The 20291-nt window shown below is 73.9% G+C and carries 14 protein-coding genes; 6 read left to right on the forward strand and 8 right to left on the reverse strand.

The genetic code is table 11. The features are described from left to right. The first annotated feature begins 219 nt into the window (after positions 1-219). Positions 220-852, forward strand: a complete 633-nt coding sequence (locus OG896_RS05200; protein ID WP_329362821.1) for a MarC family protein — start codon at positions 220-222, stop codon at positions 850-852. 93 nt (positions 853-945) lie between these two features. Here OG896_RS05200 and OG896_RS05205 read toward each other — a convergent pair whose 3' ends face one another. After that, positions 946-1530, reverse strand: coding sequence for a TetR family transcriptional regulator (locus OG896_RS05205; RefSeq protein ID WP_329373721.1), 585 nt, complete (start codon positions 1528-1530; stop codon positions 946-948). 104 nt (positions 1531-1634) lie between these two features. On the opposite strand from OG896_RS05205, the gene OG896_RS05210 reads away from it, so the two are divergent. Beyond that, positions 1635-2570, forward strand: a complete 936-nt coding sequence (locus OG896_RS05210; RefSeq protein ID WP_329362823.1) for an oxidoreductase — start codon at positions 1635-1637, stop codon at positions 2568-2570. A gap of 104 nt (positions 2571-2674) precedes the next feature. On the opposite strand, the gene OG896_RS05215 is transcribed toward OG896_RS05210, so the two are convergent. The 3 genes from OG896_RS05215 to OG896_RS05225 all read right to left on the reverse strand — a co-directional run bounded on the left by OG896_RS05215 (position 2675) and on the right by OG896_RS05225 (position 7555). Further along, positions 2675-3238, reverse strand: coding sequence for a DinB family protein (locus OG896_RS05215; RefSeq protein ID WP_329362825.1), 564 nt, complete (start codon positions 3236-3238; stop codon positions 2675-2677). Positions 3239-3723: 485 nt separating this feature from the next. Next, a complete protein-coding gene (locus OG896_RS05220) occupies positions 3724-5205 on the reverse strand; it encodes a hypothetical protein (protein WP_329362827.1) in 1482 nt (493 codons plus the stop codon). Then, positions 5195-7555, reverse strand: a complete 2361-nt coding sequence (locus OG896_RS05225; protein WP_329362829.1) for a hypothetical protein — start codon at positions 7553-7555, stop codon at positions 5195-5197. Before OG896_RS05225 ends, OG896_RS05220 begins: the two co-directional genes overlap by 11 nt. A gap of 306 nt (positions 7556-7861) precedes the next feature. Here OG896_RS05225 and OG896_RS05230 point away from each other — a divergent pair, with 306 nt between their 5' ends. Continuing rightward, complete coding sequence (locus tag OG896_RS05230; protein ID WP_443056939.1) at positions 7862-8710, forward strand: hypothetical protein; 849 nt, start codon at positions 7862-7864, stop codon at positions 8708-8710. A 54-nt stretch (positions 8711-8764) separates the two neighbouring features. Here the strand turns inward: OG896_RS05230 and OG896_RS05235 are convergent, their stop codons facing one another. Further along, positions 8765-9475 carry a PhzF family phenazine biosynthesis protein gene (locus OG896_RS05235; protein WP_329362830.1) on the reverse strand — a complete coding sequence of 237 codons (711 nt, stop codon included), beginning with the start codon at positions 9473-9475 and terminating at the stop codon, positions 8765-8767. Between the two features lie 85 nt (positions 9476-9560). Here OG896_RS05235 and OG896_RS05240 point away from each other — a divergent pair, with 85 nt between their 5' ends. Then, a complete protein-coding gene (locus tag OG896_RS05240; protein WP_329362832.1) occupies positions 9561-10019 on the forward strand; it encodes a nucleoside deaminase in 459 nt (152 codons plus the stop codon). Between the two features lie 122 nt (positions 10020-10141). On the opposite strand, the gene OG896_RS05245 is transcribed toward OG896_RS05240, so the two are convergent. Then, a complete protein-coding gene (locus tag OG896_RS05245; protein WP_329362834.1) occupies positions 10142-11104 on the reverse strand; it encodes an SDR family NAD(P)-dependent oxidoreductase in 963 nt (320 codons plus the stop codon). Positions 11105-11197: 93 nt separating this feature from the next. Beyond that, complete coding sequence (locus tag OG896_RS05250; RefSeq protein WP_329362836.1) at positions 11198-12739, reverse strand: chloride channel protein; 1542 nt, start codon at positions 12737-12739, stop codon at positions 11198-11200. A 291-nt stretch (positions 12740-13030) separates the two neighbouring features. On the opposite strand from OG896_RS05250, the gene OG896_RS05255 reads away from it, so the two are divergent. Next, positions 13031-14584: an SDR family oxidoreductase gene (locus OG896_RS05255; protein WP_329362838.1), complete on the forward strand. Its 1554-nt coding sequence runs from the start codon at positions 13031-13033 to the stop codon at positions 14582-14584. Continuing rightward, positions 14581-16032: a cryptochrome/photolyase family protein gene (locus OG896_RS05260; protein ID WP_329362840.1), complete on the forward strand. Its 1452-nt coding sequence runs from the start codon at positions 14581-14583 to the stop codon at positions 16030-16032. Before OG896_RS05255 ends, OG896_RS05260 begins: the two co-directional genes overlap by 4 nt. A 206-nt stretch (positions 16033-16238) precedes the next feature. On the opposite strand, the gene OG896_RS05265 is transcribed toward OG896_RS05260, so the two are convergent. Next, positions 16239-19817, reverse strand: coding sequence for a choice-of-anchor D domain-containing protein (locus OG896_RS05265; protein WP_329362843.1), 3579 nt, complete (start codon positions 19815-19817; stop codon positions 16239-16241). Positions 19818-20291: the final 474 nt, after the last annotated feature.

Below are 20291 nucleotides of genomic sequence, written 5' to 3' on the forward strand. Positions count from 1 at the left end.
CGATGACGGGTCGGATACGACCTACGGCGTCAGCGCGCGCTTCGGTGACCGGGCACCTCAACTCTCCTTCGTGGACGACCGGCTCATCGTAGCGGCGGGCCTTCCGCCCGGCGCGGGCATTTTCTGCTCCGCCCGGGCACGTCCGCTCGGCGCGGGCTTTTTCCGCCCCGGGCGGGTCGGTCCGCCGCGGCCGGGCGCGGCGGACCGAGGATGCGCCCCATGGTCACCAAGAACTTCGCCGCCGCGTTCATCACGTTCTTCTCCGTCGTGGGGCCGCCCAAGGTGCTGCTGTCGTTCGCGCACCTGGCGCGGGTGCACGACCGGAGGCGGCTGCGGCTGATCGCACTGCTGTCGTCGGCGGTGGCGGTCGCGGTGGGCGCGCTCGCCGGGTTCACCGCGCCCTGGCTGCTGGAGCTGTTCCACATCTCCCCGCCCGCGCTCCAGTTGGCCGGCGGCGCGATCTTCTTCATCTACGCGATCAGCCTCGTGCTCGGCGTGCAACTCGGGCCCGACGGGCCGCAGGAGGACCACCCCGACGTGGTGAGCGGGCTCAGGGCGCTGCTGATGCCGTTCGTGGTGAGCCCGCTGGCGCTCACCGCGATCCTCATCGAGGCGTCCGAGCGCGACTCGTGGACCTGGCGCGGCACCGTCGTCGGCGCGTACGACACCGTGATCGTGCTCGACCTCGCCTGCGTGATCGTGCTCGCGCCGCTCCTGCGCCGGACCCACCACACCATCACCGAACTGCTCAGCCGCCTGCTCGGCCTGCTGCTCGCCGCGGTCGGCGTCGACGTGATGCTCGACGGCCTGTCGGCGCTCGGCGTCCCCGGGTTGGGCCGCGGCGGACACTGATCCCGGGGGTCCGCGGGGGTCCGTGGGCGTCGGCGTCGGCGTCGGCGTCGGCGTCGGCGGGGACCCTGCCCAGCCGCTCGACGGCGCCCTGCCTCACTCGATGGAGTCAAGCGCCGGGACGATGGTGGCGAACGCCTGGGCGGTCAGTTCGGCGGGGTCCTGAGCGCCGTCGCTGTCGCTCCACCGCCGCAGCACGGTGTCGAAGGCGGTGAGCGCCATCCCGGCAGCCAGCCGCGGGTACAGATCGGTGTCGGGATCGAGCCCCAGGCGCTGCGCCAACTCCGCCGCCAAGTCGTCGCGCCACTGGTCCTGGCGCTCCAGGAAGCGTGCGCGCAGGGCGGGGGTGCGCAGGATCAGCTGAACCACGCGCAGTGCCCTGTCGAAATGGTCGGCGCAGGCGGCCACGGGGACCCAGACCGTGTGCCGCAGGGCCACGGAGGGCCGCTCGTCGATGGGGCGAGACGCCAGCTCCGCGCGCATGCCGCTGCCCATGTCGGCCAGGAACCGGACGACCACGTCTTCCTTGGAGGCGAAGTACCGGAAGAACGTTCGCTTGGACACGCCGGCGGTGGCCGCGATCTCGTCGATGGTGACCGCGTCGAACCCCTTCAACGCCAGTAGTCGCAGCGCCGCTTCGCTCAGCTCGTCGGAGACGAGCTGGCGCTTGCGCTGGGCCATGGTGACTTCAGGGCGGGAGTTCACCGTCCGATCCTATCGCCACGCCATCCATGACACCCGGTACCTTCTTGACACCGAGTGCCATAGAAGGCAGCGTGTGCCGCATGAGGAAGAACCAGCGCTGGACCGCCCACCAGATCCCGGACCAGGCCAAGCGGGTGTTCGTCGTCACCGGTGCCAACAGCGGCCTCGGCCTGGCGACCGCCCGGGCACTCGCCCGCAAGGGCGGGCACGTGATCCTCGCGGTGCGCGACGAGGCGAAAGGCCGCCTGGCCGCCGCGGAGATCACCGCTGAGCAGCCTGACGCCACCCTTGAGGTGCGCCGCCTCGACCTGGCCGATCTCGATTCGGTCCGAGCATTCGCCGATCGGTTACGCGGCGATCACCCGCGGCTGGACGTGCTCGTCAACAACGCCGGAGTGATGGCGCCGCCCCGCTCACTGAGCGCCCAAGGCCACGAGTTGCAGTTCGCCTGCAACCACCTCGGCCACTTCGCGCTCACCGGTCTGCTGCTCGACCTGCTGACCGGGGGCGACGACCCCCGCGTGGTCACGGTGAGTTCGACCAACCACCGGCAGGGGCACCTCCACGTCGACGACCTCTCCGGCGAGCGCACGTACTCGCCCATGGGGTTCTACAACCAGTCGAAGTTCGCCAACGCCGTCTTCGGACGGGAACTCCACCGGAGGCTCGCCGCGGCCGACAGCCCGGTGCGCAGCCTGCTCGCCCACCCCGGCTACACCTCCACCAACCTCCAGACGAGTGCGCCCGTCAACAGGGTGAAGGTGTTGTTCGGCCACGTCCTCGCCCCGCTTGCCCAGCCCCCGGACCAGGGTGCGCTGCCCCAGCTGTACGCGGCCACCGCCCCGGACGTGAAAGGCGGCGAGTTCATCGGGCCGGACGGCTTCGCCGAGTTGCGCGGCGGCCCGACACGAGTGCGGTTGTCCCCCGCGGCAGCCGATCCCCGGACCGGCCGCCGTCTGTGGGAACTGTCGGAGCGGCTCACCGACGTACGGTTCCTGTTTCCGACCGCTGACTGACGATCGCGTCGGCGAGATCGAAGAAGGCGTCGACGACGATGTCCCGGCGCTCGTATCGGGTGACGGCTCCCCCCTTGCTCCCGCAGCCGCTCGTGCTACTCCTGCTACCCCTGTCGTTCCTGCTGTTCCTGCTGTTCCTGCTGTTCCTGGGCGAGCAGGTCGAAGGCTTGCGCGCCGTCGAGGGATTCGCGGATGAGGTCGGCGTGGCCGGCGTGGCGGGCCTGCTCCTCGATCAGGTGGAGCAGAATCCAACGGGCGCTGCGCTTGCCGTCCTTGGGGAACCAGGGGGCCTCGGGCAGCGCGACGAGCACGTCGAGGGTGGGGAGTTCGGCGATGGCCGCGCGGGTCGCGCGGCCCACCGCGTCGAGCTCGGCGAGGACGCCGGCCAGGGTCTCGCCGGGCAGCAGCTGGAACTCCGCCTGCCAGTCGGCGGCCGGGCCGGGGCCGGCCTGCGGGCGGCCCATCAGGATGACCTGGACCCAGTTGTGCTCGCAGTGTGCCGCGTGTTTGACCAGGCCGCCGAGCGCCATCGCGCTCGCGCTGGGGTGCGCGGCGGCCTGCTCGTCGGTCAGCCCGCGGACCGCGCGGCGCAGCCCGCCGCGCTGCGCGTCCAGGAAGGCCAGCAGTGCGTCCCGCTCGTCGGTCTCCGCGTTCACCAGGCTCGGCATGGGGTTCCCTTCGGTCCGTCTCCGCTGCCGTTCGTCTTGACACTCTCGACCCTAGGAGCCGATGCGGTCAGGTTCGGTCCGCGATCGCCCGCGGGTCAGCGGGGGCGACGCGGGCGGGGGAAGTCGCCGTCGAGGACGCGGGGGGCGATGCCGCCAAGACCCGTATCCCGGTCGACGGACCGGTCACAGTCGCCGACGTCAACCGCATCGGCAGCAGCCCGGGCTACAGGAGCCGGTGGCGAGACGAGCGAGCCGTAACCAGTGGCGGCCCAGACGCTCTCCCCCGCGGGTCAGCGGGGGCGACGCGGGCGGGGGAAGTCGCCGTCGAGGACGCGGGGGGCGATGCCGCCAAGACCCGTATCCCGATCGGCGCACCGGTCGCCGTCCCCGGCGTCAGCCGCATCGGCGGCAGCCCGGGCTACAGGAGCCGGTGGCGGGACGAGCGAGCCGTAACCGGTGGCGGCCCAGACGCTCTCCCCCGCGGCTCAGCGCGGGCGGCGCGGGCGGGGAAAGTCGCCGTCGAGGACGCGGGGGGCGATGCCGCCAAGACCCGTATCCCGATCGGCGCACCGGTCGCCGTCCCCGGCGTCAGCCGCATCGGCGGCAGCCCGGGCTACAGGAGCCGGTGGCGGGACGAGCGAGCCGTAACCGGTGGCGGCCCAGACGCTTTCGCCCGCGGGCACCTCGAAGTACGGGACGCGGCGGCCGTCGGTGGCGGTGTCGGTGAGCACCTCCGGGGCGCGGTGCTGCTCGACGGCCGTGGCGCACTCCGCGCAGGCGGCGACCCGCAGCGTGTCGCGGCGGCCGAGCGGCCGCCAGACGAGGCGGCGGGCGGCCCGGCCGTGCAGCGGGTCGAAGAAGCAGAGCGGTAGTGCGTCGAAGCGGCCGTCGAACGCGTCGCGGCCCTCGGCTACCAGGGCGAGCACGCCCGCGAGGTCGGGGATGCCACGGGCGCCGTCCAGCACCTTGCCGGCGGCCGCGTAGGCGTCGAGCGCACGGCCGAGGCCGGGCCGGGAACCGGCGTCGGCGTCCTCGACCGCCTCGCCGAGCGCGATCACCTCGGCCTCGGCGCGGCGCCGGAGCGCGGCCTCGTCGGCGACCTCCTCGGCCGCGAACACCTCCCGCGGGAAGGCGAACGGCGAGGCGCGGCGGGCCATGGAGCGGCGCCGCAGCAGCCAACCGGCTCCGCCGCCCAGCACCACGACGGCGGCCACGACGAGCAGCCACACCACCGCGCCCGGCCCGGAACCGGCCGAACCACCCTTGCCGTGCTCGGCCTTCGCCGTGGTCGGGGGGCCACCGATGTCGGCGGTGGCCTGGTCGTACGCCTTCTTGCCGTCGCCGCTCGCGATCAGGTCGATGGCCTTCGCGACACGGTCGGCGAGGCCCGCGCTCTTCATGTCGTCCATCAGGCCGACCGCACTGGCCGCGTCCATGACCTGATGCGTATCGTCGGGCCACTCCTGGCCGGTGAGCGTGTCGCCGAACTCGCCGTCCATGGTGATCAGGATGAGGTTGCCCATCCCCAGCCGGTCGTGCAGCACCCCCTGGAGCACCGTGGAGTCGCCGTCGAACGCGTCGCCCTTCACCAGGGGTACCAGCGCCACCTTGATCGGCAGGTGCGTCCTGCCGATCCGAGCGACCAGTTGCTTCTGCCGCGCGGGCGGCACCGCGCCCGCGTACGCCGGGTCGACGTACACCGGGGAGGCTTTCAGCGCGTCCGCGATCCGCTGCCCCGCCGTGCCCCCGGTGGCGGGCGCGCCGAGCCGGACCGGCGCGTGGACCTGTGATCGCGCCTGTGCCTGCGCCTGAGTCCGGGCCGGCGCCTGCGCGGCACCGGCGGGCGCCGCGGCCACGAACAGCCCGCACAGGGTCAATAGCCCTGCCAGCAGGGCGAGTACGGCGCCCCGAACCGTCCCGTGGAGTGCGGGCGACGGCAGCACGGGGGGATGGTGGCTACTGGACATGGGTGTACTCCCTCGTGCCGGCGATCAGCCGGGCGATCCCGTCGCGTGCGGTGGGCAACGGACCCGAGGCTTCCTCGTACGGCCGCCAACTCCCGTGCGGGCCGGGCAGGAAGAGCCGTCGGCGGTCGAGCGCGTCCGGCCCGCGGGCCGCGGCGGCGCGGCAGCCGTCGCAGCGGTGGCCGGCGCGGGCGGCGGCGCGCCGGGCGGACGGGACGCGGTCGCTCGGCCCGGCGGCGTCGGTGGCCGCGCCGCCGGTGGCCGCGGCGCCGTGCAGCGGGTTGACGGTGCAGCAGTGCAAGTACGGCCGTCCGGCGAGCGCCGCCAGGCCCGCCTGCGCGAGCACCGTCGCGGCGGCCGACTCCGCGGCCCGCGCGCCCGCGTCGCGTCCGTCGCCGTCATGACCCTCGCCCTCACGACCGTCGCCGTCACCGTCGTGGTCGCCGAGGAGCAGCATCGCCGTGTCGAGGCAGTCCCAGGCGGTGTCGCGGTGCGGGGCGTCCGGGGCGGCGGCCGCGAACCGCGTTGCCAGGGCGTCCGTTTCGCGCCGGGCGGCCTGCGCGAGGTAGGCGGTCGAGGCCCGCGAGGGCGGCTCGGCGACCGCCGCACGACGGGGCCCGCGCCCCGCGCGCCGTCGGAGCGCGGCGCCCGTGCCGGTGCCCGCGGCGGTGAGGCCGACCAGGACGGCCGCGCCGAACGCGCCGACGAACAGCCCCGGGAAGAAGTCGCCGTGGAAGAGCCCCGGCAGCTTGTGGGCGGAGACCGCCTCGGGGGGCTGGTCCGGGCCGGAGGACGGATCGGCGGCGGCGTGCGGGACCTTGGCGATGTACGCCATGAGCTGGTCCAGGCGGTCGCCGAGGTGGTTGTCGTCGGAGGCGTCGTCCGAGCGGTCGTAGGCGATGGCCATCGGCAGGTCGAGGGTGAGGCGGAGGTCGTCGAGCGGGAGGCCGTAGTCGTAGACGTCGATGTCGCCGCTGAGCGGGTCCGCGACGACGTAGAGTCCGCCGCTGCCCTTGCCGGCGTCGGTGCCAGGGGCGCCGCCGCCGTCGGCCGCGAGGCGGGCGTGCACCGCGGTCACGAACGCCTCGGATTCGCCGGCCGACTCGTCGTCCGGCAGTTGGGGCACCACGGCGAGCCGGATCGGCCCGGTGCGGAACGCGGCGATCTTGCGGCGGAGTTCGGCGAGCCGGGCCGCGTCGAGCACCTGCGGACTCTCGGGGTCGGTGTAGACGGCGCCCTGCCGCAGGCCGGCCGCGACCCGGTCCACCCGGGCGGTGAGGTCGGCGCGGGTCGGCGGCGAGGCGGCGCTGTCGGTGGTCTGGTCGAAGAGCTGGGGCGCCAGGAGCACGATGCCGAGGACCAGCAGCAGCGCGGCGGCCGACTCAGGCAGCAGCGCCCGGACGCGCCCGCCGCGCACCGTACGGTCCTCTGCGCCGCGGCCGTCCTTGGCGCCCTGGGCGCCCTGGGCGCCCTTGCGCGTGGACCGGCCGTCGGGCTTGCCGGGGGGACGGCCGCCCTTGGCGAGGGTGACGCCCGCGCCACCGCCACCACCTGCGCCACCGCCTGCGCCACCGCCACCGACCGCTCCCCTGGCACGCGTACGATGCCGGCGGGCCCGTAGGAACCAGCCGATCAGCAGCACGGACAGCGGGAGGCAGGTCAGCGCGATGCCGGTGAGGAAGGACTGGTTGGCGCGGTCGGTGCTGTCGATGTAGTCGGGGGCGACCTCGCGGCCGGTGTTGCCGTACTTCTTCTCCAACTGGTCGGCGCGGTGCGCGGCCCGCGCCGGGCCGGAGGCGATCGCCTCGGTGAACACGCGGAAGGAGCGCAGCGGCCCCGCGTCGTACGGCAGCGCGTACAGCGCGATGGTCCGTGCGTCGTCGGCGGGGGCGCGGACGCCGAACGCCTTGGCGGCGGCGACGCCCATGTCGTCCACCTCGACGTAGAGCCCGTCGCGGCCGAGCCGGTCGTGGACGGTGCCCAGCAGGGCGTCGCCGGAGCCGCCGTGGTCGGGCAGGACCAGGACGTACGTCGGCACGCCGGTCGTCTTCGCCAGCGCCGCGAAGGCGGGGGCGGTGGACCGCGGGACGACGCGCGGCAGTTGGTCGGTGACGTACACCGGGTCGGCGCGCAGCGCGTCGGCGAGCCGGACGGACTGCGACACGGGCGGCGCCGCGCCGCCCTCGTCCGATCCCGTGCCGGGCCCGGAACCGCTGTCCGGTGCCGCGCTCGCGCCGCCGGCACCGCACAGGAGCAGCAGCACGCCGAGGACGGCCAGGATCAGCGCGGCTGCCCGCGTCGGCGCGCCCCCGCGCGGCGGTCGGCGCGCGTCCGCTCCGCTCGTGTCCCCCATGGCCGTCTCCCCGTCGTGCCTGTACCCACCCACGACTGTAGTTCCCGGCACCGACAACGCCCCGCCGGCCCGCCACCCCTCCCCGACGCCCCGCCGCCACCCGGCTCGCGGCCCGCCGCGCCGCCCCCAGCCCGCACTCGCCATGCACCCGCCAATCCTCGGACGTTCAGGGCGAGTTGGCCGACGCGTGCTGGTGCGGGTGATACCGGTGGGGCTAGGGTCATGGCTGCCCGAGCCCGCCACAGGACTGCGCACGTGGCCGGGGTCGGTCCGCCGAGCCGCGCTCCGACCACCTTGGGGGTTCCTGTGACCGCAACCGCACTGCGCCGCCGCGCGACCGCGCTGCTGATCGCCACCGCCGCAGCCACCGCGCTGGGTTCCGCGACCGCGCACGCCGACGACTCGCCCGGCGGGTGGGTGGCGGCGGGCAGTTCGACGGTGAACTCGCTCACCGGCGGCGAGGGCATCGCCAGCCGGGCGGACGGCTCGCTGCTCACCCGGGGCCTCGGCTCGGTGCCGCTGCGGCTGCGGGTCCAGGGCTGGAACCACGTCGGCGACCCGGACATCGCGAACGGCTACGTCTTCGACGCCTACCAGGGCGGCGACGACGCCACCTCCAAGCTCTTCGAGGTCACCACGCCGGGCGGCCAGTCGTACGACTACACCCACCCGCTGGACTCCGGCGAGGCGCTCAACAACTCCTTCGCCGCGGTCTCCCCCGACGCCCAGTGGCTGGTGGAGGGCGAGTGGAACACCGAGACCCGGTTGCAGGTCTTCCCCGCGCCGCTGACCAACCCGTCCACGCCGAGCACCGGCGGCACCCTCGCCCAGGCCGGGCAGATCACCCTCGACCGCAGCGTCTCGGACATCCAGGGCTGCGACTTCGTCTCCGCGACCCGGCTGGTCTGCGCCTCCGACGACGCCACGAAGGACGTCCTCCAGGTCGACCTGCCGCACGCGCTGGACGGCACCCCGGTCACCGGGCAGGTCAGCACGCTCTTCCAGATCCCGCAGAGCAGCATCTGCTCGGGCACCTTCGAGGCCGAGGGCGTCGACTACGACCCGTCCGCCAAGCTGCTGCGGGTGGAGATCGTGCCGCCGAGCGTGTGCGAGGTCGCCACCACGATCTACGCCTACCGGCCGACGACCGGCTGACCTGATCATCGGCTGACCGGCGGGCGATCCGGCCGACCCGCGGGCCGTTCGCCCCTACCCGAGCCGCAGGTGCCGGGCCGGATCGAGGAGTACGCGGCCGCCGATCTCGATGGTTCCGTCGGCGCCGGGCGCGCAGAGGATCTGGGCGCCCGGCGCCTCGCTGACGTTCAGGGCCCGTTGCAGGTGGTGGGCGAGGAGGAGGGCGCCGGCGCCGGTGGGACCCGGGCGGGGGGACGCGGTGCCGTGGTGTTCGGCGCCGACCACCCGTCCGGCCGCCTCGTCGGACCACGCCCAGGCGTAGTGGCGCTCCTCGGCGTCACCGGCCGACAGCGCCTCGACCAGCGCCGGAGCGGCGTACTGCCGCAGGGCGCACGGCGCCGCCCAGCCGGCCAGCGCGGTGACCCAGCCGAACTCCCCGTCGTGCCGGGCGAACACGTCGCCGAACGAGGGGATCTCCAGGATCTCCAGGTCGAGCAGCCAGGCCGCGCCGATCAGCGCGTGCGGGGCCAACTCGCGGCCCGGTACGGAGCCCGGCCCCGCGCCCGGCGCGGCGGGCCGGCCGGGCCGGTGCACCTCGACGGCGCCGCGCTCCGGGTCGTCCACGAACACGGTGTGCGGGCAGCCCAGCCGCGCGGCCAGTTCCTGGCGCGAGCGGCGGTCGGGATACGGCCGCCCGTCGCGTACGACCGCGACCTCGCTGCCGTGGCGGCGGTCGGGGCCGCACAGCACGGTCAGCACGTCGACACTGGTACGGGTGGCTGGCACGGGAGCATTCAACCAGCCCGGACCGTAGCGCGGTCACCGGTCGTGTCGCGTTGCGGGCGGCGGGCCGGGCCGGGACAGTGGGCCCATGACACGGACGGCGGCAACGGACCCGGCGGCCATGCTCGCGGTGGCCCTCCAGGAGGCGCGGGCGGGGCTGGCCGAGGGCGGGGTCCCGATCGGCGCGGCCCTGTTCGGCCCGGACGGCGACCTGCTCGGCCGCGGCCGCAACCGCCGGGTGCAGGACGGCGATCCGTCGGCGCACGCCGAGACCTCGGCGTTCCGCGCGGCGGGGCGGCTGCGCGGGTACCGGCTCACCACCATGGTCACCACCTTGTCGCCGTGCTGGTACTGCTCCGGCCTGGTGCGGCAGTTCGGCATCGGCCACGTGCTGATCGGCGAGGCGCGCACCTTCCACGGCGGCCACGACTGGCTCGCCGAGCACGGCGTGCGGGTGACGGTGCTGGACGACGACGCGTGCGTCACCCTGATGCGGGACTTCATCGCGACACGGCCGGAGTTGTGGGCCGAGGACATCGGGGAATAGCCCGGCGGGAGGTCCTCGGCGGCACGGGCGCCGGACCGCCCGGATACGTCGCGGGGCGGTCCGGCGGCCCGACCGGGCCACCAGCGACGGCAGTTGACCATCCGTCAGGTGCAACGCGTCTGTCAGGCGAAGGCGTTCACGCCGGTGAGTTCGGCCGACAGGGTCCACAGCCGGGCCGCCTGCTCGGGGTCGACGGCATACTCCTTGACGCCGGTGCGGGGACCGTCGGGCACCGCGACGTCCGCGATGTCGCAGTCCTCCAGGTAGACCCCGCCCTTGCCGTCGAGTTGGGGTGAGGTGGCGGCGAAGACCTGGGTGGCGGCGCCCTGTTCGGGTGTCTTGAAACCCTCCGGGTTCAGCGGGTTGCCGTCCTCGTCGATCCAGCCGCGGTCCACCATCTCCTGCTGGGGAAGGTGGCGTTGGAGCGGGGTGAGGATACCGCCGGGGTGCAGCGCGAAGGCCCGCACGCCGCGGTCGCGGGCGAGGGCGTCGAGCTGGACGGCGAACAGCACGTTGGCGGTCTTGGCCTGGCCGTACGCCTCCCACTTGTCGTAGTCGCCCTGCTCGAACCCGAGGTCGTCCCAGCGGATCGCGGAGTAGTGGTGACCGGCGGAGGAGACCGCGACGACCCGGCCGCGGCCCCGCTCGATCGCCGGCCACAAACGGTTGACCAGGGCGTAGTGGCCGAGGTGGTTGGTGGCGAACTGCGCCTCCCAGCCCGGGCCGACCCGGGTCTCCGGGCAGGCCATGACGGCGGCGCTGTTGATGACGAGGTGGATGTCGCGGCCGGTGGCGAGGAACCGCTCGGCGAACTTCTCGACGCTGCCGAGGTCGGCCAGATCCAGCTCCTCCAGCTCGACGCCGTCGACGCCGGCCAGCGCCTCCCGCGCGGTGTCGGGGCGGCGGGCCGGCACGACGACGTGCGCGCCGGCCGAGGTCAGCGCGCGGGTGGTCTCCAGGCCGAGCCCGGAGTAGCCGCCGGTGACGACCGCGAGCTTCCCCGTCAGGTCGATTCCGCGCAGGACCTCGGCCGCGGTGCTCTCGGCGCCGAATCCGGATGCGATGGGCTGCTGTGGTGTGGTCATGGCTTCGAGGCTAGGAGCTGGAGTGCTCTCCAAGGCAAATGGCTGCGCGGCATTCGAGCCGAACGGCGGCGGGTTTCACCTCTTCCGCCGCGTTCAGCCGCTGCCGGCCCCGGTGTCGGGCGCGGTTCCGTGCCCGGGTACGGAACCGGAAGCGGGCGCGGTTCCGTGCCCGGGCGCGGCGCCCGGACCAGGTGCGGCGCCCGGACCAGGTGCGGCTCCGGGATCAGGTGCGGCTCCGGCAGGGGGCCGGGACAGCACGGCCGTGGCCACGTACGACACCACGACCGCCACGATCACCAGCGGCATCACGGTCAGGCCGTCCTTGCCGATCAGGAGGGTGGCCAGCAGCACCGACGTGAGCGGCAGCCGCAGCATGGCCACGCTCATCGCCCCCATCCCGGTGGCGAAGGCGGCGACCAGCGGCAGGCCGGGCAGGTGCGACATGAGCACGCCGCCGGCCGCGCCGACGAACAGGGCCGGGAAGATCGGGCCGCCGCGGAAGGCGCTCAACGACGCGGAGTACGCCAGGACCTTGCACACGACCAGCAGCGCGAGCGTGCCGATCGAGAACGTGGCGGCGTCGCTGAGCAGCGGACCCATAGCGGTCTGCCCGGAGTAGAGCACATCGGTGGCGGGCTTGCCCGAGCCCTCCGCGTAGGCGATGGCCAGGCCCGCGACGACCAGGCCGAGCAGCACGGTGAGCGGCAGCCGGTGGCCCTCGACGTGCCGGCGCAGCCGCCTCGCGAGCCACCGGAGTCCGGCCGCGATCAGTGCCGCGGCCAGCCCGATCAGCAGCGCCCAGCCGAACTCGGCCGCGGTGGGGTCGGCCGCCTTCGGCACGTGCGGCAGCTTCAGGGAGTACGTCCCGAGGCCCGTCCACGAGCCCATGCCGACGAAGATGAGCGCGCCGATCCCGGACGCGAGCAGGCCGGGCACCAGCACCGGGCCGAGCATCGGACCGCCCAGCCCGGCCGCCTCCATCAGCAGGAACGCGCCCAGCAGCGGCGAGCCGAGCAGTGAACTGACCGCGGCGAAGCTGCCGGTGGCGCCGACCACCGCGTACGTCCGCTCGGGCAGGCCGGGCCGCAGCAGCCGGATCGACCCGGCGGCCAGCCCGCCGCCCAGCGCGAGCAGCGGCGCCTCCGGGCCGAGCACCGCGCCGAAGGAGAGGGTGGCGAGGGCGGCGAGGAAGACGCCGGGCAGCGCGCTCAGCCCGAACGTGCCGGTCGCGGAGAACCCGTCGGTCGGCTCGTGGCCGCCTGCACCGGGCAGGAAGCGTACGCACAGCGCGGTCAGCACCCCGCCGACCGCGAGCATCGGCACCGGCCACCACGGCGGGGTCCCGTCGAAGCCGAGCGAGCGGGGCAGGTCGTGGTAGATCAGCGGTTCGAGCTTCGCGGTCAGCGCGAGGAAGCCGAACGCCGCCGCGGAGATCGGGACGCCGAGCAGGACCGCGAATCCCAGCAGGGCGAGGTAGGCGCGGCTGCGCAGCAGCGCGTCCGCCTCGGCCGCCACGCCGTTCCCGCCCGAACCGGCCCCGGGCGCGCCGCCCGTGCCCGGCCCGCCACCCGTGCCACCGCCCGTTCCGCCGGGTGTGCCCGCCGCCCCTTCCGCCCCGGCTGCCCCGCCCGCCATGACCCACCGCCTCACCGCCGACCGCGTTCGCGTACCCCGACCCGCCGACCCAAGCACCAGGCGCCGCCCGCCCGGCCGCCGACACCGGTCAGGTCACCCGGCGGAGCGGCGGGAGCGGGCCGAATGCCGCACGGACCGCGGCGCGCCCCGCGGTTCACGGACGCCTTCCGCGACGTACCCGGCACCGGACCCGCCCCGCGGTCATCCACGCGCCCGCCCGCCCCCCGACCACCCCGCCACGCACACGCACGGTGACGGCTCCAGCACGTCCCGTCCGCTACGGTGAGGCACGTGACAGCTCAGCCCGGACCCCGGTGCCTGGTGACCGGGGCGACCGGGTACATCGGCGGCCGGCTCGTCCCGCAACTCCTCGACGCCGGACACGAGGTGCGGTGCCTGGCCCGCACCCCGGAGAAACTGCGCGACCACCCGTGGGTGGGCCGGGTCGAGGTCGCGGCCGGCGACGTGCTGGACCGCGAGGCGGTGGGCGCGGCGCTGCGGGACGTCGAGGTGGCGTACTACCTGGTGCACGCGCTCGGCACCGGCGCCGAGTTCGAGCACACCGACCGCAGGGCGGCGCGGATCTTCGCCGAGCAGGCCAGGGCCGCGGGCGTGCGGCGGATCGTCTACCTCGGCGGGCTCACCCCGCGGGACGTGCCGACCGGCCGGCTCTCCCCGCACCTGCGCTCGCGCACCGAGGTCGGCGAGATCCTGCTGGCGTCGGGCGTGCCGACCACGGTGCTGCGGGCCGCGGTGATCATCGGCTCGGGCTCCGCGTCGTTCGAGATGCTGCGCTACCTCACCGAGCGGCTGCCGGCGATGGTGACGCCGAGTTGGGTACGCACCCGGCTTCAGCCGATCGCCGTCCGCGACGTGCTGCGCTACCTGGTGGGCAGCGCCGCCATGCCGTCCGACGTGAACCGGGCGTTCGACATCGGCGGCACCGGCGTGGTCACGTACCGGGACATGATGCGGCGGTACGCGACGGTGGCCGGGCTGCCGCGGCGGGTGATCGTGCCGGTGCCGGTGCTCACGCCCCGGCTGTCCAGCCACTGGGTCGGGCTGGTCACGCCGGTCCCGGCGAGCGTGGCGCGCCCGCTCGCCGAGTCGCTGCGGCACGAAGTGGTCTGCCACGAGCACGACATCGCCGACCACGTGCCCGACCCGCCCGGCGGTCCGCTCGACGTGGACACCGCGCTGCGGCTGGCGCTGCAACGGGTGCGGGACGCGCAGGTCACCACCCGCTGGTCGTCGGCGTCGGTGCCCGGCGCGCCGAGCGACCCGCTGCCGACCGACCCCGACTGGACCGGCGGCAGCCTCTACACCGACGAGCGGGAGGCGGTGGTCGACGCCTCACCGGCCGATCTGTGGCGAGTGATCGAGGGCATCGGCGGCGAACACGGCTGGTACTCCTTCCCGTTGGCGTGGGCGGTGCGCGGCTGGCTGGACCGGCTGGTGGGCGGGGTCGGGCTGCGGCGCGGCCGGCGCGACGCGGAACGGCTGCGGATCGGCGACTCGTTGGACTTCTGGCGGGTGGAGGAGATCGAACGGGGCCGGCTGCTGCGGTTGCGCGCCGAGATGCGGCTGCCCGGCCCGGCGTGGCTGGAGATGCGCGCGGACACCGACGGCTCCGGCCGCACCCGCTACCGCCAGCGCGCCGTCTTCCAGCCCCGCGGTCTGCTCGGGCACGCCTACTGGTGGTCCATCTCCCCTTTCCACGCTGCCGTGTTCGGCGGGATGGCGCGCAACATCGCGCGGGCGGCGAGCCGTGTGGACGCCTCGGAGGGCCGCGCCTCCGCCGCGAGCGCGTCGGGCCGGCTCACGAAAGGCGGCCGCACGCGATGAGCGGGTCCGCCAAGTCCGCGACGTCCGCCAAGTCCGCCGACTCCGCTACGGCCGGGGCGCGTTCGGCGACGACGCGGCGTGCGGTCGTGCTGTTCACCTCCGACCTGCGGGTGCACGACCATCCGCCGCTGCGGGCCGCGCTGGCCGGCGCGGAGGAGGTGGTGCCGCTGTTCGTCCGCGATCCCGCGGTGGACGGCGCCGGGTTCGCCGCGCCCAACCGGCGGGCGTTCCTCGCCGACTGCCTGGGGGCGCTGGACGCCGGGCTGCGCGAGCGCGGCGGGCGGCTGGTGCTGCGGGCCGGGGAGACGGTCGCGGAGGTGTGCGCGGTCGCGCGGGAGGCGGACGCGGCCGAGGTGCATGTGGCCGCCGGGTGCAGCGGGTTCGCGCAGCGCCGTGAGGAGCGGCTGCGGCGCTCCCTCACCGCGGAGGGGCGGCGGCTGCACGTCCACGACGCGGTGGTCACGGCGGTGCCGCCGGGCCGGATCACCCCGCAGAACTCCGGCCACTTCGCGGTGTTCACCCCGTACTTCCGGCGCTGGCGGCAGGAGGGGCTGCGCGATCCGCTGCCCGCGCCGAGAGCCGTGCGGGTGCCGGAGTCGGTGCGCTCGGCCGCGATCGAGCCGCGCGCGGCGGTCGGCGCGGTGTCACCCGAACTGGCCGCGGGCGGTGAGGACGTGGCCCGGCGGCTGCTCGCCGCGTGGCTGCGGCGCGGTGTCGGGGAGTACGACGCGCGCCATGACGACATGCCGGGGGACGCGACGTCGCGGCTCTCCCCGCACCTGCACTTCGGCACGCTCTCGCCGGTCGAGGCGGTGCGGCGGGCGCTGGCGAAGGGCGGGCCGGGCGCGGAGGCGTTCGCCCGGCAGGTGTGCTGGCGCGACTTCAACCACCAGTTGCTGGCCGCCCGTCCGGCGGTGTCGGCGGCCGACTACCGTACCCGGCACGACCGTTGGCGTACCGGGGCTTCGGCGGAGGCCGACGCGGAGGCGTGGCGGCAGGGCCGGACCGGCTACCCGGTGGTCGACGCGGCGATGCGGCAGCTGCGTACGGAGGGCTGGATGCACAACCGGGGCCGGCTGCTGACCGCGAGCTTCCTGACCAAGACCCTCTACCTGGACTGGCGGGTGGGCGCCCGGCACTTCCTGGAGCTGCTGGTCGACGGCGACATCGCCAACAACCAGCTCAACTGGCAGTGGGTGGCCGGCACCGGCACCGACTCCCGCCCCAACCGGGTGCTCAACCCGCTGCTCCAGGCGAAGCGGTACGACCCGGACGGCAGTTACGTGCGCCGCTGGGTGCCGGAGCTGGCCGGCGTGGCGGGTGCGGCGGTGCACGAGCCGTGGAAGCTGCCGGCGCGGGAGCGCGCGGGGTGCGGCGACTATCCCGAGCCGATCGTCGAACTGGCCGAGGGGCTGGCCCGGTTCAGGCAGGCGCGGGGGCTCGGGTAGCGAAGCGGCCGGAAGCGGACCGCGGCCGGGCATGGCGGTGCCGCCGGACGGGATGCGTCCGGCGGCACCGTGGAGCGGTGAAGCGTTCAGAGCGGTGGAGCCGTAGTGCGGTGGAGCCGTGGTGCGGTGGTGCGGTGACGCCGTGGTGCGTTCAGAGCCGTGGTGCGTTCAGAGCCGTGGAACGTTCAGAGCAGTGGAGCCGCGGGTCAGATGTTCCAGACCTGGAACTCCGAGAGCTGCCCGGCCGGCCAGCCGGTGTTCGCCGTGACGTTCAGCCGGAAGTAGCGCTGGCTGGTCGCGGGGAACGACAGGGTGACGGTGTTGGACGAGGTCGGGCTGAAGCTGTAACTCGCCGACGCCTTCAGGGTGGTGAAGGTGGAGCCGTCGGTGCTCGCGGACAGCGCCAGCGTCTCGTTGCGGGCACCCCAGCTCGCGGGGAGCTGGAGCACGACCCGGCTGGCGCTCTGCGCGGAGCCGAGGTCCACCTGGACCCACTGCGGGAAGGCGCTGTTGGCGCTCTCCCAGTAGCTGTCCTGGTTGCCGTCCGTCACGTTGGACGAGGGGTAGACGTCGGTGTGGCTGGACTCGCTGGTGGCCGCGTGCAGGGCCAGGTTGGCGCTCACCGTGCCGGTGCCGGTGCCGGTCAGCGGGACCGTGGTCGGGCTGTTCGACGCGTTGCCGGTGACGGTGAGAGTGCCGGTGCGGGCGCCGGTCGCGGTGGGCTTGAAGGTGACGCTCACCGTGCAGGTGCCGCCTGCCGCGATCGAGCTGCCGCAGGTGTTGGTCTGCGCGAAGTCACCGGAGGCGGCGATCGAGGAGACCGAGGCGGCAACGGAACCGCTGTTGGTGAGGGTGACGGTCTTCGGGTCGCTGCTGATGCCTGGTGCCACGCTGCCGAAGCTCAGCGACGACGGGCTGGCCGCGAGGGTCGCCGAGGACGGCGGGGTGCTGCCGCCGCTCCCGCTGGGGAAGACCTCCAGGTCCGACAACTGGGCCTGGGACCAGCCGGAGTTGGCGGTGATGTTCACCCGGACGTACCGCGCGTCGGCGGCGTTGAAGGTGATGGTGACGGTGTTGCCGGTGGACGGGTCGAAGGTGCGGTCGGCGGAGGCCGCCAGCGTGGAGAAGCTGGAGCCGTCCGTGGAGCCCTGCACCGACAGGGTCTGGGTGCGGGTGGACCACGCCGTGGCCGGCGGGAGCTTGAGCACGACCTTGCCGACGCTGTAGCTCGCGCCGAGGTCGACCTGCGCCCACTGCGGGAACGCGCCGGAGCTCTCCCAGTACGTCGACGCGTCCGGGTCGGTGATGTTCGTCGCCGGGTAGAGGCTGTTGCTGCTGCTCGCGGTGGCGGGCTTGCCGGCCGCGATGTCGGTGCTGCTGTCGATGCCGCTGCCGGTCAGGCCGACCGTGGTCGGGCTGTTGTTGGCGTTGCTGGTGACGGTGAGGGTGCCGCTGCGGGCGCCGCCGGTGGTCGGTTTGAAGGTGACGTTGACGGTGCAGGAGGCGCCGACCGCGATGGTGGAGCAGTTGTTGGTCTGGGCGAAGTCACCGGTCACCGCGACGCCGGAGACGGTCGCGGAGGTGGTGCCGGAGTTGGTGACGGTGACCGCCTGCGCGGCGGTGGTGGCGCCGACCACGGTGCCGGCGAAGGACAGGCCGCCCGGGTTGGTGTTGAGGATCGGGCCGGGTGCGGTGCCGGTGCCGGACAGGGTGACGGTGTTGGTGACGCCGCCGGCGTTGACGGTCAGTGCACCGGTGCGCGCACCGGTCGCGGTCGGGCTGAACTTGACGCTGACCGTGCACGACCCGTTCGCCGCGATGGAGCTGCCGCAGGTGTTGGTCTGCGCGAAGTCACCGGAGGCGGCGATCGAGGAGACCGACGCGGCCGCGTTGGTCGGGTTGGAGACGGTCACGCTCTGCGCGGCGCTGGTGGTGCCGGTGGCGACCGAACCGAAGGACAGCGCGCTGGGGCTGGCGGTGACGCCGGACGGCGGGTACGGCGGGAAGACCGGGGTCGGCCACGGCCCGCAGACCGGGGTGCCGTCGATCCCGGAGTTGCCGCCGCCGTCGGTGACCGCGAAGTTGCCGCCCTCGCAGCTGTAGACCGGCGAGGGGGCGCCCACGCCGGTGGCGGTGACGTTGGTGAACTTCGCGGCGCCGCCGGTCTGTTCCTGCAGCGCGAAGGTGCCGGTGCCGGCGATGGTGACGTTGCTGAGGTTGACCCCGCTGACCGTGCCCTCGACCCACTGCACGGCCTCGTACGGGCTCTGCTCGATCAGGGCGTTGGAGACGTTGATCGGGCCGGTGATGGCGCCCTGGCTGCCGTCGAACCACAGCGCGCCCACGCCGAACTGCCAGTTCGGGTCGAGGCTGCCGTCGCGGATCATGGTGTTGTTGCTGATGGTGGTGGTGCCGACCGGCGTGGAGGTGAAGCGCTGGCCGACCTGGATGCCGCCGCCCTGCGCGAGGCCGGTGTCCTGGACCAGGTTGCCGGTCACGGTGTTGTCGTGGCCGCCGTAGATCGCGATGCCGTTGGCGAGGGTCTGCACCGAGACGGTGTTGTCGGAGATGGTGTCGTTGGCGTCGGCGCCGAGCGAGGAGTCCGCCCAGGTGGCGATGCCGTCGTCACCGGTGTTGCGGATGTCGCTGTTGGTGACCGTCGAATTGGTCACCCCGCCGTGGAAGTTGATGCCGTCGGCGGTGGTGTCGCGGATGCGCATCCCGCTGAAGGTCAGCTTGTCCATCGGGCCGTCCATCCAGGCCCCGACCTTCATGTGGTCGATCCACAGGTTGGAGACGGACGAGTTGCTCATCGCGCCGCCGATCCCGTTCACCTGCGCGTTGTCGTCGCGCTCCTGGACGTTGCCGAAGATCGCGAAGTTCTGCAGGTGGACGTTGGTGCTCGCCGGGCCGCCGGTGCCGTAGGTCCCGTAGAAGCCGGGGGCGGTGCCGGTGACGGTGGAGTACCACATGCCGGCGCCCGCGACCGTGACGTTGTTGACGCTGATGTGGCCGGGGATGTTGTACGTGCCCGGCGGAATCCACACGGTGCCGCCCGACCCGGCCGCGCTGATCGCGGCGTTGAACGCGGCGGTGGAGTCGGCCGCGCCGCTGGAGTCGGCGCCCTCGCTGGTCACCGAGACCGAGCCGGCCGGCTGCGGGAGCGCGGCGCCGACCTGTTCGAAGTCGGCGAAGTCGAGGGTGTAGGAGGACGCGCTGTCGCCCGCGTCGACCTGGAACTTGAAGGTGGTGCCGGCCGGATACGTCGTGTCGAAGAGCCGGTGCGCCTCGTCGTAGAAGTGATGCGGGTTGCTGCCCGGCGAGTTGGTGAACGGGTAGCTGCCGTAGTACCAGGAGTACGCGTTCGTCAGCGTGAAGTCCGGCTGCTTGGTGCCGTTGACGTACAGCGACAGCGGCGCCGTGTACACCGAGCCGCCCGCGGTGTCCGGGATGCTGTACCGGAAGTCGATCGAGTTCGTGGCGACCGGCGTGGTGAACGTGACGTACTTGCCCGAGCCCTGCAGCGTCACCGCCTTGCGGTAGGACGCCTCGTCGGCGAGGTTGCCGGCCGCGTAACTCGGGCCGATCACGGTGCCGTTGGTGGCGGAGTTCTCCGCTTGCACCTCGACGTAGGGAAGGTTCGCGCCGCTGCCGCCGGTGGCGACCGCCGCCGTGGCCGCGACCGCGGGCTGGAACGCGAGGCCGAGCACGCCGCCCGCGGCGAGCACCGCGGTGGTGCCTCCGACCGCGACCGCACGTCTGAGACTTCGCAGGTGTCTGAACACGTCTTGCTCCTTTCGACACGAACAGCCGGACCGGCACCGCGGCGCCGAGCGCGACCGGGTGCGGGCCGAGGAGTGCACGAGCTGGGAGGAGGGGTGGGGAAAGGGGGGAAACGCCGGTGCACCACCGGGGTTCGGGTGGCGACGCAGGGGGACCGTAACCCCTCCGACACATCGCTGCAATATCCAGATCCGTTTTCGTTGAATCTCGACTTTTACTTGCAAGATTGAGTGTGATCACTTGAGTAACCGGCCGCCGTGGCACGGGAGTCGGCGGGGTTCGCACCGACCGCGCGGCAGCGGCGCGGGGCGGCGGCGGGCGGCCGGCGGACACCACGACGCACCCCGCCCCGCACACCGCGACGGCATCGGACGTGCCGGGGCCGTTTCCTCCGCTTGCGCGAGGTCACAATCACGTGAAAACGGCCTGGCCGGAGCGCCTCGCGCCATTGACAGGCGGCTTTGCAGTGATTGTCA

Origin of the sequence: Streptomyces sp. NBC_00669 (genome assembly GCF_036226785.1) — a bacterium.
GTDB lineage: Bacteria > Actinomycetota > Actinomycetes > Streptomycetales > Streptomycetaceae > Actinacidiphila.

Bases quoted from the DNA above. Each gene is read 5' to 3' on its own strand.
- OG896_RS05250 (WP_329362836.1), bottom strand. From the start codon at position 12,739: ATGGCGGGCGGGGCAGCCGGGGCGGAAGGGGCGGCGGGCACACCCGGC.
- OG896_RS05240 (WP_329362832.1), top strand. From the start codon at position 9,561: ATGACACGGACGGCGGCAACGGACCCGGCGGCCATGCTCGCGGTGGCC.
- OG896_RS05225 (WP_329362829.1), bottom strand. From the start codon at position 7,555: ATGGGGGACACGAGCGGAGCGGACGCGCGCCGACCGCCGCGCGGGGGC.
- OG896_RS05205 (WP_329373721.1), bottom strand. From the start codon at position 1,530: ATGGCCCAGCGCAAGCGCCAGCTCGTCTCCGACGAGCTGAGCGAAGCG.
- OG896_RS05200 (WP_329362821.1), top strand. From the start codon at position 220: ATGGTCACCAAGAACTTCGCCGCCGCGTTCATCACGTTCTTCTCCGTC.
- OG896_RS05245 (WP_329362834.1), bottom strand. From the start codon at position 11,104: ATGACCACACCACAGCAGCCCATCGCATCCGGATTCGGCGCCGAGAGC.
- OG896_RS05220 (WP_329362827.1), bottom strand. From the start codon at position 5,205: ATGTCCAGTAGCCACCATCCCCCCGTGCTGCCGTCGCCCGCACTCCAC.
- OG896_RS05260 (WP_329362840.1), top strand. From the start codon at position 14,581: ATGAGCGGGTCCGCCAAGTCCGCGACGTCCGCCAAGTCCGCCGACTCC.
- OG896_RS05210 (WP_329362823.1), top strand. From the start codon at position 1,635: ATGAGGAAGAACCAGCGCTGGACCGCCCACCAGATCCCGGACCAGGCC.
- OG896_RS05215 (WP_329362825.1), bottom strand. From the start codon at position 3,238: ATGCCGAGCCTGGTGAACGCGGAGACCGACGAGCGGGACGCACTGCTG.